Origin of the sequence: Neorhizobium puerariae (assembly GCF_042429745.1) — a bacterium.
Taxonomy (GTDB): Bacteria; Pseudomonadota; Alphaproteobacteria; order Rhizobiales; family Rhizobiaceae; genus Neorhizobium; species Neorhizobium puerariae.
In genome coordinates, this window is sequence record NZ_JBHMAA010000008.1 from 276,227 (window position 1) to 289,524 (window position 13,298).

A 13,298-nucleotide genomic window follows, 5' to 3' on the forward strand; every position below is an offset into this window, starting at 1 on the left:
CAATTGCCCTGCTCCCACAGGGAATGGCCGGGGTGCTACTGCAACTGCGGCTTCCGCAGGAAATCGTTGCGGTCGGCGGACTTCACCTTAAGCCAGGCCTCGCGACCGTCGCGCAGGATGCGCATCGGGATTTCCGCGCCCGGCGGGCCGCTTTCCCAGATCTTGCGGTAGAAGTCCGCAAGCCCGTCGACCTCGCCGTCGCGGATCTCCGAGATGACGTCCCCGCGGCGCAGGCCCGCCTTGGCGGCGGGGCCGTTTTCGGTCACGCTCATGACGACGACCTCGCCATTGCTCTCCGCCGAGAACGCGCCGAGCCAGGGGCGCGGCGGCTTGTTGATCTCGCCGCGGTTCAATACGTCGTCGAGGATCGGCTGCAGCAGGTTGATCGGCACGACCATGTTGATGTCGGCGATCTCGCCGCCCTTGCTCATCTGCAGACGCAGCGACCCGATGCCGATCAGCTTGCCTTCCGCATCGATCAGCCCCGCGCCGCCCCAGGAAGGATGCGCCGGCGCGATGAAGATCGCCTCGTCGATCAGATATTCCCAATAGCCGGCGAATTCCTGCTTGGCGACGATATTGCCGCGGACATACTGGCCTTCGCCATCGGCGAACACCACCGGGTCGCCCACATGGGCGCTATCGGAATCGCCCAGTTCAAGCGATGGCAGATCGAGCGGAGCGAGCGCCTGCACGAGGCCGAAACCGCTCTCCTGGTCATAGGCGAGCGCATGGGCGGGCACCACGCTCCCGTCATGCCGCGTCAGCCAGACGTCCTCCGCCTCGGTGATGAGATAACCGATCGTCAGCACCAGACCGTTGTCGCGGATGACGACGCCGTTGCCTTCTCGGCGCGTGCCGAGCGCATCGGCCGTAAAGGCATTCTCCGGAATTGAGGCGCGCACAGCCACGACGGACCGCAAGATTTTTTCGATATCCATGATGCAATTCCTGATGAGGCGATACCGGCCGGAAGCCTGCAAGGATCTCCGCGACCGGACCATACTGTTTCTTTAAGGTATGAATGTGAACGGCGCGACGCAAGGGACGGCGAAACGGCAGGCCGACCGGCGCATCGCCGGCCCGCGCGGGCCTGCTTGTCGCCGCGGTGATCCAACGGCCCCGTCGCCGCCGGGTTACGCTCGCTTAACGCACGTTTCCTATCAGACAAGTGGATCGCTTCTGCCTGGGCGAAGCGGCATCGGAAACGGGGGCCGGAGGCATTTGACGGGAATCTTCTTCAGGGACGGCAAGGAAGACGTGGACTGGCGCGCGATCGCCCACGGGCGGACAGGCTTCGGTCTGGAGTCGCACTGGGGAAACAGGCCCCTGGGCCATATCGACATCACGAACTATGATGCGGCAAACGGGGTGACGAACGTTCTCCATTTTGCGACATGGAAGCCAAATCGCAAACTGAGGATAGAGGGTCGGTCCGCCGGTCGCGCGATGGCGCTCGCGTTTCGCGACTGCGTCAGGACCAATCTGAATTGCCGGCGGATCGTCTTCCGGGAGAACCACCTGGAATATGCCGAGATCGGCTATCCCTCATTTTTCAGGAGTCTCGGCGCGGTTCCCCGCCTCAACGACCGCCACCCCAACCGCGCCGCCTGGCACTGGGACTGGAGCGGCGATCCGGTCGAGGGGGACGAATGGCTGGGACGTTCCGATCTTCCGCAATAGCCCGGCAGGTCTGCGGGGGCCTTCTGCCGCCCAATCGGCGGCAGAAGAAGAACGGCAGGCTCAGCTTGCCGGCGTCAGCGTGACCGAAGTGCCGGTCGCGGCGACGTTGAGGCCGAGCTGGCCGGTGACGCTCACCGTCTGCAGGTGGATGGAGCCGGCCGTGCCGCCGACGAGAATGTTCGCGCCGATGCCCGCACCCACCGTGGCCTCGGCCGTGGCGCCCTGGTAGAGCCCGCCGAGCGAACCGTGGTGATAGCCGGCGGTCGGGGCGAAAACGGCCCAGATCAGGCGCGAGCGGGTGGTGAAGCCCAGGTCCACGCCCATCTTGCGCACCACGCCGGTATAGCGGTCGATCGGCTCGCTGCCGATTGCCGAGGTGAAGACGCAGTCGGCTTCCTTGGCGGAACCCAGCACGTAGCCGACACCGCCGCTGATCGTGCAATCCAGATAGCCAATGCGCACGCCGCCGCGCTGGTCCGGCTCCTCATAGACCGGAACCCGGTCCCGGCGGGAAATCACATCGGCCGAAAAGGCCGTTCCGGCGCTCGTCAGAACCGGAAGTGCGGCAAGCGCCACGGCAACAAACTTATTCATCCCTGTACTCCTTTAATTCTTTAGCCGCCCGTCATTGGGAATCACGTACGCGGACAGCCAGCGATGGGCAACGCTTGTGGCAGAAGAATGATCTCGCGCCGCAACACACAAATTGTCACATGCCCGCGCCGAACGTGAGCGGCTCAGGCTGCGGCTTCCACCAGCCGCAGGCTTTCGCGCTCCGTCTCGCGGTATTGGCGCGGCGTTTGGCCGGTGCGCTTCCTGAAGCAGCGGGAAAAATAGGCGGCGTCGGCGAAACCGAGCCCGTCGGCGATCGACTGCACGCTCGCCGTGGTGAAGACGAGCGCACGGCGGGCCTCGTCCATGACGCGGGCCATGACGAGATCGTGGATGCTCATGCCCGTGACCTCGCGCACCACGCGATTGAGATGGGTCGGCGAAAGGTTCAGGTGCCTGGCATAGTCTTCGGCCGGCATCTGCTCGCGGAAATGCCGGCCGATCAGGTCCTTCAGCGCCTCGACGCGAGCAAGATTGATGTCCCCCGCGCCCGCCGCGCCATCGTCGTCGGCGCCGACCACGCGGCCGAGGATGAGGATCGCCGCCGTCAGATAAGCCTCGATCAGATCGTTGCGGCCGGCGCGGCGTGCCTCGAATTCGGCGAAGAGGCGTGAGAAGGTCTCGTCGAGATAACGGGCGTCGTCGCCGGCCGGCAACGGAATCATCCGCGGGGCCGACAGCCAGTCGCCCGGCCGTTTTGCAAGCCCCGCGGTCAGCCGCAGCCGCTCTGCCACCAGCGTGATCACCATCCCGTCGATATCGCGGGAGAAACGGAAGCCATGGCCGACGCCCGGCGGCACCGCAACGACGCAGGGAGGAACGAGCGCGACGGTCGAAGCCCCGAGGATCGCATCGCCCGATCCGTTCCGAATGTACAAAAACTGCTGGAAACTCTCGTGGCGATGGCGGCCGATCTCCCACTGATGCGTGCTGCTGCGCGAAGCGATCGTTTCGCAATGCAGCCAGAAATCCGGCCGTTTCGAGCGACTTTCTCCATAGAGATCGTAAGTGGGCACTGGCGAAAGCATAGAACGCTCCAGCAAGGGGATGTTCGCTTTGTCCTATAGATTGCGTGAAATGTCCATGTTCGGGACCCTGATCGCCCGCTTAGCATAAGACAGATTTTCGGGAGGATTTCATGCGCACTCAAGTCGTCATCATCGGATCGGGGCCGTCCGGCCTGCTGCTCGGCCAGTTGTTGACCAATGCCGGCATCGACAACGTCATCCTCGATCGCGTCGGCAAGGACTACATCCTCGGCCGCGTGCGCGCCGGCGTGCTGGAGGAGGGCATGGTCGGCATGCTCGACCGGGCCGGGGCGGGCGGGCGCATGCACCGGGAGGGCCTGCCGCACGAGGGCTTCTCGCTCGCCTTCGACGGTCGCGACCACCGCATCGACCTTTTCGGGCTCACCGGGAAACGCGTCATGGTCTATGGTCAGACGGAACTTACCCACGATCTGATGGACAGGCGCGAGGCCTCAGGCGGCGTTTCGGTCTACGAGACGGCCAATGTCACGCCGCACGATTTCGATGGGGACAAGCCTTACGTCACCCACGAGAAGGACGGCGTCACCCACCGGATCGATTGCGATTTCATCGCCGGTTGCGACGGCTATCACGGCGTGAGCCGCAAGTCGGTGCCGCAGAGCGCGCTGCAAACCTTCGAGCGTGTCTATCCCTTCGGCTGGCTCGGCATCCTCGCGGACGTGCCGCCGGTCAACCACGAACTCATCTACGCCAACCATCCGCGCGGCTTCGCGCTCTGCTCCATGCGCTCGCAGACCCGCAGCCGCTACTACATCCAGTGCGCGCTGGACGAGAAGATCGAGAACTGGCCGGACGACCGTTTCTACGACGAACTGCGCCGGCGGCTGCCGGCCGAACATGCCGGAAACATGATCGTTGGCCCCTCCTTCGAGAAGTCGATCGCTCCGCTGCGCTCCTTCGTCGCCGAGCCGATGCGCTTCGGCGCGCTTTTCCTTGTCGGCGACGCGGCGCATATCGTGCCGCCGACCGGCGCCAAGGGCCTCAATCTCGCGGCGAGCGATGTCCATTACCTGTTCGACGGCCTTCGGGCCTATTACGGGGAGAAATCCAGCGCCGGCATCGACGCCTATTCGGACCGGGCGCTGAAGCGCGTCTGGCGGGCGGTGCGCTTCTCCTGGTCGATGACGACGCTGATGCACCGGTTCCCCGATACCGGCGAGTTCGGCCAGAAGATCCAGGAGGCCGAACTCGATTACCTCGTCGGCTCGCAGGCGGCCTCGACCGCGCTCGCGGAGAACTATGTCGGGTTGCCGTACTGAGAAGGCGCCCGGTCGCCGGGCCGGAAACAGGCCAGCAGCCTGATGCCAAGCGCCGCAAAGATGAGCGCCATCGCCGGCAGGTAGGAGCCGTCCATGACGGCGCGCTTGCCGAAGGTGAAGACGAAGGACATCCAGATATACCAGGCGCCGAACCCGTGGAGCCAGCGCCAGGCCCTTCGCCCGATCGCGCTCGCGACCGGATCGAAGGAGGTGACCGCCATGAGCAGGATGAAGACATAGGCGAGGCCGCCGGCGAAGATCGTCGCCATGTTGGTGAGCTGCCAGAACAGCGCTTCGTTCACCGCGAGCAGCGTCCCTATCGCCGCCAGATGCACGATATGCGAAAGCGCAAAGGACAGGCCCAGATACCGCCGGTTCCGGACCTGCCAGAGGGTGAACCCGTTCGGCACCAGCCGCGCCCAGGCCGAGGCGGTGAACGCCATCAGGAAAAGGACCAGCGACAGGCGCGCGGTCCAGCGGATTACCAGCCTCGACGCTTCCGCCGTGTCGGACGCCAGGCCGTACATTGCCAAAACCATCGCCAGCAGCAACAGGGCGGCCGAGCCGGTCAAACGCCATCGGTTGGGCATCATCTTCCATACTCCCGTGCATCTTTATGTAATCAGTGTTTACATAAAGGGCAATGAAAGACAATCGATGTAATCACCGCTTACAAAAATGTGATTGCGTGGTAGGGTCGCGGCATGCCTGACAGCGCTCCATCGAAATCGACCGAAAACCCCGCCCGGAAAACCTATCACCACGGCAATCTGGTGGAGGCGCTGATCGCCGCCGCCATTGCCCTGATCGAGGAGAAGGGCGTCGAAAACCTGTCGGTCCGCGAAGTGGCCAAGAAGGCCGGGGTCTCGCCGGGCGCGCCGTTCCGGCATTTCGCGAACAAGACGGCATTGCTGACCGCTGTCGCGGAGCAGGCGATGTCCCGGCTGGCCCATTCGGTCGAAGCCGCCCTGTCGCAGGTCCGAAGCGGCAACCCCATGGACGAGTTGCGGGCGTTCGGCCTCGGCTATCTCCGCTGGGCGCGGGAAAATCCGACGCATTTCCAGATCATCAGCTCCCGTTCGCTGATCGATTTCCCCGCTTCCGGGACTCTTGTCGCCGAAAACGAGCGGCTGCGGCAGAAAACGGCGGCGCTCGTGCAGCGCGCCCAGGCTCAAGGGGCCATTCGGGCATCGGTCGATGCGGAAGACGTGATGCTCTCGGCCCGCGCCTTCGTCTACGGGCTTTCGAGAATGTATATCGACGGGCATTTTCCGGAATGGCGGGTCAGCCGCGCGCCCGACGAGGCGATGCGCCGCGCCCTCGATCTATTCGTCGAAGGGCTGGCCTCGCACCGGCCGTAACGAAGCGCCCGTACCTGGAGCGCAACCGGACGGCGCTCGTTGCGCCCCGGCTCGCCGATTCTTCCCGCCGGCCAGAAAGGTAAGTCTCAGCTTATCAAACCGGGGCCGAAACCCGATTGTCCGCAGGCCCTTGAGATCAGCGGTCGAAAAGGTCCTGCCACTGCTTTTCACCGACGAGACAGTCGGTCGTCGGCTGAACGCCGGCAATCTTCTGCACGGTCGCCGGCGGCGGCAGGCCGCTGATCTCCATGACCAGCTTGCGGCGCACCGCGACCGCGAAATCCTCTATCTTGTGGACCGGCAGGACGAAGGAGCCAGGACCGCCGACAACGCAATCCGCGTAATATTTGTCGAGCCCGCCCGGCGCGCCGGAAGGGCGCACCATGATCGCGAGGCCGTTGATGACGAGGCCCGCCTCCAGCGCCTTGTCACGCGCCGGCACGACCGGATTGCCGGAATTGTTTGGCCCGTCGCCGGAAACGTCGATCACCTGCCGCATGCCGTGATAGGAATTGGCGACGAGCATCGTCGCGCCCTGGGCGATCGCCGCCGAGATCGATGTCCGCCGCTGGGTGTTGATCGGCCGCGCCTCCAGCCTGTCGGCGAAGTCGATCGCGTCCTTTTCGCTCTCGATCACCTGCCAGTCGATGACGGAATCGGGCACCACGTCACCCGCCCACTCGAAATAGCTGATCGCAATGCGGCCGGTAAGCCCGGTCTTCACCGCGTCGATGAACTCCTTGTGCTTGAGCGCCTCGACATAACCTTCGCGCTGGATGCGGACTTCCTCATAATCCATGGAGCGGGACGTATCGACCGCGAGAATCAGTTCCACATCGACCTCTCCTCCCTTTGCCTGGGCCACCACGGGCGCCGCCGAGGCGGAGAGGGTCATGAGCATCGCAAGTGTTGTGAGCATGGGCAATCCAATCACTGCGTTCGTCGTGACGAAACTGTAACACAGGTTGGATCACGGGCGACTCCCCGCCGCGCGCGTCCCTTCAACTTTCGGTGATGCCCTATTCCGCCGCCGGCACGGGTGCTTTCGCCCCCTGCGTCAAGGCTTCGATCAGGCAATCCATGATCGCCTTGCGAAGGGCATAGGTATTGGCATTGGTCCGTTTGTGGTCGAGGCACTGGGCCGCCTCCACCAGGCTCATTCCCTGATGGACGACGATCTGATGGGCGCGGTTCATCGCCCAATGCTCGATCGAATGACCATCCTCACTGGCATGACTTTGTCCGTTCAAAGGCAGCCTCGCTAGATCATCAGCGTTGTTCTACGAATCATTTCGCAATCCGGAAGGTAACGCAGCCGCCAGCGTCAGTGAATCCGATCCTTCTTTATTTCTTGTATAGAAGAAGGGAATTATCCAGGCTTTTCAATGACTACAATTTCTTGCGGGTTAGAATTGCGATCCCGCCGGGCAGAGGGGGTATCTTCCCGTAGCGCCCATGATTTACCTTTTCTGCCCCACCGAGCGCCCCGCCCCCTCCGGCGGCGGCAAATCCCCGTGCGCGTCGATCAGCGGTTGCAGCCTGCCCATCACGTCCGCTCCCGGCGGCACCGCCTTGCCCTCGGCGGAGGACACATGCAGCATCAGGTGTTCGCAGGTGGCGAGCAGCGTGCCGTCCGCGCGGGTCAGCGACATGAAGCTCTGCAACTTCCTGCCGTCCGAGGAGGGCAGGATCTGGGCGCTGACCCTGAGCAGGTCGCCGAGCCTGGCTTCATCGAGCAGCCGGGTGTGGGTCTCGACCGTGTAATAGCTGTTGCCGGCCGCGACATAGTCCATGTCCACGCCGATCAGGCGCAGCAGCGAGTCGCTCGCGTCGGCAAAACATTGCGCATAACGGAACTCGGTCATGTGGCCGTTATAATCGATCCAGGACGGATGGACCTTGATCTCCAGGAGGTCGAGCGGCTCCCTGCCCGGCCTCGCCTCCTTTTTCGGCGCGGTCTTCCAGAGATGCTTCTCGAACCCGGCGAGGATCTTGCCGGCGCCCCAGCCCCTGCCGCCATCGCCGGCCTTCAGCGCCTGCATGATGCCGACGAGGTTTTCGTCGCGGATGCGCTCCAGCTCGCGGATACCGCGGGCGCCGGACTGCGCGTCCGACTGCGCGGCGATCTTGTCGATCAGCGCATCGTCGAGATCCACCACATCGGTGAGCTTCGTCCAGGGCCAGGAGAGGCAGGGGCCGAACTGCGCCAGGAAGTGGCGCATGCCCGCCTCGCCGCCAGCGATGCGATAGGTCTCGAACAGGCCCATCTGCGCCCAGCGCATGCCGAAGGAATAACGGATCACGTCGTCCAGCGTTTCCGTGTCGCAGATGTCGTCGTGGATCAACCACAGTCCCTCGCGCCAGACGGCCTCCAGCAGGCGATCTCCGACAAAGGCCTCGATCTCCCTCTTGATGACGACGCCCTTCATGCCGATCGGCGCGAGCTTTTCCTGCGCGGCCTTCAGCGTCTCGGCGGATGTCTTGCCGCCGCCGACCAGCTCGGCGAGCGGCAGCAGATAAACCGGGTTGTAGGGATGCGCGACGAACATGCGCTCCGGGTGCTTCATGTCCCGCTGCAGGTCGGTCGGCATCAGGCCTGAGGTGGAGGAGCCGATCAGCGCGTCCGGGCTGGCGGCCGCGTCGATCTCGGTCAGCACGCCGCGCTTCAGCTCCAGCCGCTCCGGCACACTTTCCTGAATCCAGTCGGCGCCCTGGACCGCCTCCTTGAGGGACGCGCAGAAGACGATCCTTCCCCTGGGCGGAAGCGGCGCCATGGTGAGCATGCCGTAGGCGCGCTCGGCATTGGCCAGCACCTCGCCGACGATGCGGGCCGCTTCGGGATGCGGGTCGTACATGTTGACGTCGATGCCGGCGAGCGCGAAGCGGGCCGCCCACGCCCCGCCGATCACGCCGCCGCCGATGCAGGCTGCCTTCCGGATGCTGGTCATCTTGGTTCCTCGCCTCTGTCTCGCATGAACACCCTCTCATCCGGCCTTCGGCAGAACGTCACCGCTTCCTGAGCTTCAACTTCTCACGCACCTGGTCCGGCCCGATGATCTTCGCGCCCATGCCCTCGATCACGCCGACCGCCTTTTCGACGAGTTCGGCATTGGTGGCGAGCCGGCCCTTGCCGGCATAGAGGTTGTCCTCCAGCCCGACGCGGACATTGCCGCCGGCGAGCACCGCCGCCGCCGGATAGCCGAGCGCGTTGCGGCCGATCGAGAAGGCCGAGAAGGTCCAGTGCTTCGGCACGTTGTTGACCATCGCCATGAACGTGTTGAGATCGTCCGGCGCGCCCCACGGAATGCCCATGCAGAGCTGGATCAGCACCGGGTCCTCGATCAGTCCTTCTTCCACGAGCTGCCTGGCGAACCACAGATGGCCGGTATCGAAGGCCTCGATCTCGGGCCGCACGCCGAGCGCCGTCATCTGCCGCGCCATCTCACGCAGCATCGAAGGCGTGTTGGTCATCACATAGTCGCCGAGCGAAAAGTTCATCGTGCCGCAATCGAGCGTACAGATTTCCGGCAGGCATTCGGCGACGTGGGCGACGCGCTCCGTGGCGCCCGCCATGTCCGTGCCGGCGGGATTGACCGGGAACGGCGCCTCGACATTGCCGAACACGAGGTCGCCGCCCATGCCGGCGGTGAGGTTCAGCACCACGTCCACATCCGCCGAGCGGATGCGGTCGGTCACCTCCCTGTAGAGTTCCCTGTTGCGGGCGGCGGCCCCCGTCTCCGGATTGCGGACGTGGCAGTGAACGACCGCGGCGCCCGCCCTGGCGGCCTCGATCGCCGACTCGGCGATCTGTTTCGGGGTGATCGGAACGTGTCCGGACTTGGCGGTCGTATCGCCCGCGCCGGTGACGGCGCAGGTGATGAAAACCTCGCGATTCATCTCGAGCGGCATGTTCCCCTCCTTGTTCGTTTTGCCCATTACGAACCGGAAAAGCCGGGAATGCTTTTCATTTCCGGCGCCATTCCATACATTATCGGAAGCGGGAGGCGCGCGGCGATGATCGGGACATTCGCGGACGAGCAGCATTTCGACATTCTGGTGCTGCCGGAAACCAATCTCATCCTCATCGCCTCGGTGATCGAGCCCCTGCGCGCCGCAAACCGCATCGCCGGACGCGCGCTCTACCGCTGGACGCTCTTTTCGCCGAACGGGCAGCCGGTCGAGACCACGGCGGGCATTCCGATCCCCGTCTCGGCGTCCTTCCGGCCGGGGCAGGAAACCGATCCGCTTTTCGTGCTCTCCAGCTACAACTGGAAGAAGGGCGCCACGCGGGAGCTGAAATTCCAGCTTTCCCGGACGGCGCGCCACCGCACGCTGATCGCCGGCATCGAGACGGGCTCGTTCATCCTCGCCGATACCAGCCTTCTCGACGGCTTTTCCGCCACCACCCACTGGGAGGACTTTGAAGACTTCTCGACCGCCTATCCGCAGGTGAACATGATCCGCGAGCGCTTCGTCATCGACGGCAAGCGCATCACCACCGGCGGTTCGCTGCCGACGCTCGACCTGATGCTGGAGCTGATCCGCCGCGCGCACGGCTATTCTCTGGCGCTCGAAGTCTCGCGGCTCTTCATCTACGAGCAGGAGCGCACCCGCGGCGATCTCCTGCAGGTGCCGGCCATCGGCAAGATGCGGATCGTCGACACGCGGGTGCAGGCGGCGGTGAAGCTGATGGAGGAGACGGTCGAGACCCCGCTTCCGCTTGCCCGGCTGGCGAGACGGGCGGGCATCAGCGCCCGGCACCTGCAGGACCTCTTCAACGACGTCATGGGCGTCGCGCCGCGCGAACACTATCTCGCCCTGCGGCTCAACGCGGCGCGGCGGAAGGTGATCGAGACGCGCGCGACATTCGCCGACATCGCCGCCGCGACCGGCTTCAACTCGGCCTCGGCCTTTTCCCGCAGCTACCGGGCGCACTACCGCGAAAGCCCAAGCGACACCCGCCGGCGGCTGAAAGCGAAGACCTGACGCGCGCCGGCAGGCCTTCCTCACGGCGGGAAGCGGATGGAACCCTCCGCCTCAGGCCGCCTTGCCGGATGTCACGTTCCGCAGATAGGGCATCACTTCCTTCGCATAGATCTCCATGTTCTTGCGGGTGAGTTCGGCCGGCAGCGTGCCGAACTGCAGCAGCGTCAGAAGGTGGCCGAAACCGATCTCGGCCTGGTATTCCTCCAGCTTCTCGCGCACCGTCGCCGGGCCGCCGCAGATGAACTTGCCTTCCTCGATGACGCTGTCGATCGTCTGCTTCATCGAATGGCCGGCCTTGGCGGAAAGCGCCCCGACCATGGATTTCACCGAGGTATAGCCCGGCGGCAGCAGCATCTCCACCGGCATCCGGAGGAACTTTTGCAGGAAGGCCTCGATATGCTCCTTGGCTTCCTTGCGGGCGATCTCGTCGGTTTCCGCCACATAAAGCGGCAGCGACCAGCCGAGCTGGTCCCCGGTCGCCTCGTAGCCGTGTCGGGCCGCGACCTCCTTGTACATCTTCATGTAGCGGGCGACGGTCGAGACCGAGGCGAAGGTTTGCAGGTAGGTATATTTGCGGTCCGGATGGGCGGCCCATTCGATCGTCTCGCTCGAACCCTGGCTCGGTATCCAGATCGGCGGATGCGGATTGTCCTGGTAGACCCGCGGCCAGACGTTGACGTATTCGAAATGGTAGTGCTTGCCTTCGAAGACGCTCGGACCGGCCTGGGTCCAGGCCTGCAGGATCAGGTCATGGGCCTCCTGGAAACGCTCGTGCGAAAAGGCCGGGTTGACGCCCCAGGAATGGTATTCGGCGCCGATGCCGCGCACGAAACCGGCGATCAGCCGGCCGCCGGTAATGTTGTCGACCATGGCGAACTCCTCCGCGACCGTCAGCGGGTTGTTGAGGAGCGGCAGCGCGCGGCCGAGAATGGCGATCCTGACGTTCCTGGTGCGCCGCGCAAGCGCGCCTGCCATGACGCCGGGGATGGGCATCAGACCATAGGCGTTCGAATGATGCTCGTTGACGCAGATGCCGTCGAAACCGAGCTGATCGGCATATTCCAGCTCGTCCAGGTAACGGTTGTAGAGCTGGTGGCCCTTCTTCGGATCGAAATAGGTGTTCGGCAGCGTCACCCAGGCGGAATCGTGCTTCTCGTCATAGGAAAGATCGAGATCCGCATAGGGCATCAGATGCATGAAGTAGAATTTCATCGCGTCACCTCCCGGATGAAACCGCCGACCAGCTCGACGAAACGGTCCACCTTTTCGATCTGCGGCAGGTGCCCGCAGTCCCGGATGATTTCGAGGCGGGCATCGGGAATGAGATCCTCATAGGCGACGCCATAACCCGCCGGCACGACCTTGTCCCGATCGCCCCAGAGAATCAGGGTCGGCACGATGATGCGATGCAGCCACTTGTGCAGGTCGGGATTGTGGAAGCGCGGCTCCCAGGCGAGCTTCGCCGTGGTGAGCCTGTTCCTGAGGACGGTTTCCAGCTCTTCCGCCGACGGCCGGGCGGCGAGCATCTGCTCCGCATAGGCCTGGTCGTGGAAGAGGTTGCGGGCGGTCTCTTCGGCATTCCACATGAAGACATCGCCCTTGCGCAGGCCTTTCACGCGCAGGCCGGCCGGCCCCGCCATGGTCAGCGAGGCGAGCCGGGCGCAGTCGCGAATGGCGATCTCGGCCGCCAGCCAGCCGCCGATCGAACCGCCGACGAGGTTCACCCGATCGAGCCCGAGATGGTCGAGGACATCGAGGTAGAAGAAGGCAAGATCGGACATGCCGTCCAGCCATTCCGGGGAATCCGAAGCGCCGAAGCCCGGATGCTCCGGCACGATCACCTCGTGGCTTTCGGACAGCTTCTCCATGAAGGGCAGCCAGCGCCCCGCGCCGCCGGAGCCGTGCAGGAAGAGCAGCGGTGCACCCTTTCCGCCGCGCATGAACCGGACGTTGCAGCCGGTTATCGTCTCAAGGCTCTCGGTAAAGCTCATCGGTGTCTCCGCCCTCCCCGGCCTGTCGACGCCACCGTCGCGAACGCTCCTCCACGTCCGCGATCGCGGCAATCTGTATAACCTTCGGGAGAGGGTCAATATGACTTTGTCAAATTTTGATTGATAATAGCAAATTTCTGACTTGCTTCTTTTGGAGTTGCAGACAAAGGTGGCCTCGCCCGGATGGGTGGTTTTGGGCTGGTTGGAGGCACGGCATCCGCATGAAGGACGCCGCGGATGAGGGGCCGCCGCGCGCGGTGATCCCGACCGGCGGCGGCGCAGTTGCGATCTGAAGAATGGCGCTGCCGCAACAGTTGGCAGGACGCCGGAATTGACAATATCAGGTTCCCTGCCTTA

Annotated in this window: 14 protein-coding genes; 4 read left to right on the top strand and 10 right to left on the bottom strand. The window is 64.3% G+C overall.

What is annotated here, in order from left to right; translation table 11 throughout:
* Nucleotides 1-35: 35 nt before the first annotated feature.
* Complete coding sequence (locus tag ACFFP0_RS06680; RefSeq protein ID WP_377257892.1) at nucleotides 36-941, bottom strand: S1C family serine protease; 906 nt, start codon at nucleotides 939-941, stop codon at nucleotides 36-38.
* 283 nt (nucleotides 942-1,224) lie between these two features.
* Between ACFFP0_RS06680 and ACFFP0_RS06685 the strand changes: the two genes are divergently transcribed.
* Nucleotides 1,225-1,683, top strand: coding sequence for a hypothetical protein (locus tag ACFFP0_RS06685; protein ID WP_377257895.1), 459 nt, complete (start codon nucleotides 1,225-1,227; stop codon nucleotides 1,681-1,683).
* Between the two features lie 60 nt (nucleotides 1,684-1,743).
* On the opposite strand, the gene ACFFP0_RS06690 is transcribed toward ACFFP0_RS06685, so the two are convergent.
* Nucleotides 1,744-2,277, bottom strand: a complete 534-nt coding sequence (locus tag ACFFP0_RS06690) for a DUF992 domain-containing protein (protein WP_377257898.1) — start codon at nucleotides 2,275-2,277, stop codon at nucleotides 1,744-1,746.
* Between the two features lie 143 nt (nucleotides 2,278-2,420).
* Nucleotides 2,421-3,323 carry a helix-turn-helix domain-containing protein gene (locus tag ACFFP0_RS06695; protein ID WP_377257901.1) on the bottom strand — a complete coding sequence of 301 codons (903 nt, stop codon included), beginning with the start codon at nucleotides 3,321-3,323 and terminating at the stop codon, nucleotides 2,421-2,423.
* Between the two features lie 110 nt (nucleotides 3,324-3,433).
* On the opposite strand from ACFFP0_RS06695, the gene pobA reads away from it, so the two are divergent.
* Nucleotides 3,434-4,603: a 4-hydroxybenzoate 3-monooxygenase gene (gene pobA, locus ACFFP0_RS06700; RefSeq protein ID WP_377257904.1), complete on the top strand. Its 1,170-nt coding sequence runs from the start codon at nucleotides 3,434-3,436 to the stop codon at nucleotides 4,601-4,603.
* On the opposite strand, the gene ACFFP0_RS06705 is transcribed toward pobA, so the two are convergent.
* Nucleotides 4,582-5,196: a hypothetical protein gene (locus ACFFP0_RS06705; RefSeq protein WP_377257907.1), complete on the bottom strand. Its 615-nt coding sequence runs from the start codon at nucleotides 5,194-5,196 to the stop codon at nucleotides 4,582-4,584. The two genes, pobA and ACFFP0_RS06705, sit on opposite strands and share 22 nt — an antisense overlap.
* Nucleotides 5,197-5,307: 111 nt before the next feature.
* On the opposite strand from ACFFP0_RS06705, the gene ACFFP0_RS06710 reads away from it, so the two are divergent.
* A complete protein-coding gene (locus ACFFP0_RS06710) occupies nucleotides 5,308-5,964 on the top strand; it encodes a TetR/AcrR family transcriptional regulator (protein WP_377257910.1) in 657 nt (218 codons plus the stop codon).
* A gap of 136 nt (nucleotides 5,965-6,100) precedes the next feature.
* On the opposite strand, the gene ACFFP0_RS06715 is transcribed toward ACFFP0_RS06710, so the two are convergent.
* The 4 genes from ACFFP0_RS06715 to bcoG form a co-directional block, all read right to left on the bottom strand.
* Nucleotides 6,101-6,883 (bottom strand): DUF1194 domain-containing protein, encoded by a 783-nt coding sequence (locus tag ACFFP0_RS06715; RefSeq protein ID WP_377257913.1) that lies wholly within the window; start codon nucleotides 6,881-6,883, stop codon nucleotides 6,101-6,103.
* 100 nt (nucleotides 6,884-6,983) lie between these two features.
* Entirely contained in the window at nucleotides 6,984-7,214 is a 231-nt protein-coding gene (locus ACFFP0_RS06720; protein WP_377257916.1) for a hypothetical protein, read from the bottom strand.
* Nucleotides 7,215-7,424: 210 nt separating this feature from the next.
* Entirely contained in the window at nucleotides 7,425-8,912 is a 1,488-nt protein-coding gene (locus ACFFP0_RS06725) for a carnitine 3-dehydrogenase (RefSeq protein ID WP_377257919.1), read from the bottom strand.
* Between the two features lie 58 nt (nucleotides 8,913-8,970).
* Entirely contained in the window at nucleotides 8,971-9,873 is a 903-nt protein-coding gene (gene bcoG, locus ACFFP0_RS06730; protein ID WP_377257922.1) for a 3-dehydrocarnitine:acetyl-CoA trimethylamine transferase BcoG, read from the bottom strand.
* A 105-nt stretch (nucleotides 9,874-9,978) separates the two neighbouring features.
* Between bcoG and ACFFP0_RS06735 the strand changes: the two genes are divergently transcribed.
* Nucleotides 9,979-10,950, top strand: coding sequence for a GlxA family transcriptional regulator (locus ACFFP0_RS06735; protein ID WP_377257925.1), 972 nt, complete (start codon nucleotides 9,979-9,981; stop codon nucleotides 10,948-10,950).
* 51 nt (nucleotides 10,951-11,001) lie between these two features.
* On the opposite strand, the gene ACFFP0_RS06740 is transcribed toward ACFFP0_RS06735, so the two are convergent.
* Together ACFFP0_RS06740 and ACFFP0_RS06745 are read right to left on the bottom strand one after the other, a co-directional pair.
* Nucleotides 11,002-12,162 (bottom strand): LLM class flavin-dependent oxidoreductase, encoded by a 1,161-nt coding sequence (locus ACFFP0_RS06740; protein WP_377257928.1) that lies wholly within the window; start codon nucleotides 12,160-12,162, stop codon nucleotides 11,002-11,004.
* Nucleotides 12,159-12,941 (bottom strand): alpha/beta fold hydrolase, encoded by a 783-nt coding sequence (locus ACFFP0_RS06745; RefSeq protein WP_377257931.1) that lies wholly within the window; start codon nucleotides 12,939-12,941, stop codon nucleotides 12,159-12,161. Before ACFFP0_RS06745 ends, ACFFP0_RS06740 begins: the two co-directional genes overlap by 4 nt.
* Nucleotides 12,942-13,298 lie beyond the last annotated feature (357 nt).

Excerpts from the sequence above, each read along its gene's own strand:
- ACFFP0_RS06680 (WP_377257892.1), bottom strand. The coding sequence starts at position 941 with ATGGATATCGAAAAAATCTTGCGGTCCGTCGTGGCTGTGCGCGCCTCA.
- ACFFP0_RS06690 (WP_377257898.1), bottom strand. The coding sequence starts at position 2,277 with ATGAATAAGTTTGTTGCCGTGGCGCTTGCCGCACTTCCGGTTCTGACG.
- ACFFP0_RS06695 (WP_377257901.1), bottom strand. The coding sequence starts at position 3,323 with ATGCTTTCGCCAGTGCCCACTTACGATCTCTATGGAGAAAGTCGCTCG.
- pobA (WP_377257904.1), top strand. The coding sequence starts at position 3,434 with ATGCGCACTCAAGTCGTCATCATCGGATCGGGGCCGTCCGGCCTGCTG.
- ACFFP0_RS06705 (WP_377257907.1), bottom strand. The coding sequence starts at position 5,196 with ATGATGCCCAACCGATGGCGTTTGACCGGCTCGGCCGCCCTGTTGCTG.
- ACFFP0_RS06710 (WP_377257910.1), top strand. The coding sequence starts at position 5,308 with ATGCCTGACAGCGCTCCATCGAAATCGACCGAAAACCCCGCCCGGAAA.
- ACFFP0_RS06715 (WP_377257913.1), bottom strand. The coding sequence starts at position 6,883 with ATGCTCACAACACTTGCGATGCTCATGACCCTCTCCGCCTCGGCGGCG.
- ACFFP0_RS06725 (WP_377257919.1), bottom strand. The coding sequence starts at position 8,912 with ATGACCAGCATCCGGAAGGCAGCCTGCATCGGCGGCGGCGTGATCGGC.
- bcoG (WP_377257922.1), bottom strand. The coding sequence starts at position 9,873 with ATGCCGCTCGAGATGAATCGCGAGGTTTTCATCACCTGCGCCGTCACC.
- ACFFP0_RS06735 (WP_377257925.1), top strand. The coding sequence starts at position 9,979 with ATGATCGGGACATTCGCGGACGAGCAGCATTTCGACATTCTGGTGCTG.
- ACFFP0_RS06740 (WP_377257928.1), bottom strand. The coding sequence starts at position 12,162 with ATGAAATTCTACTTCATGCATCTGATGCCCTATGCGGATCTCGATCTT.
- ACFFP0_RS06745 (WP_377257931.1), bottom strand. The coding sequence starts at position 12,941 with ATGAGCTTTACCGAGAGCCTTGAGACGATAACCGGCTGCAACGTCCGG.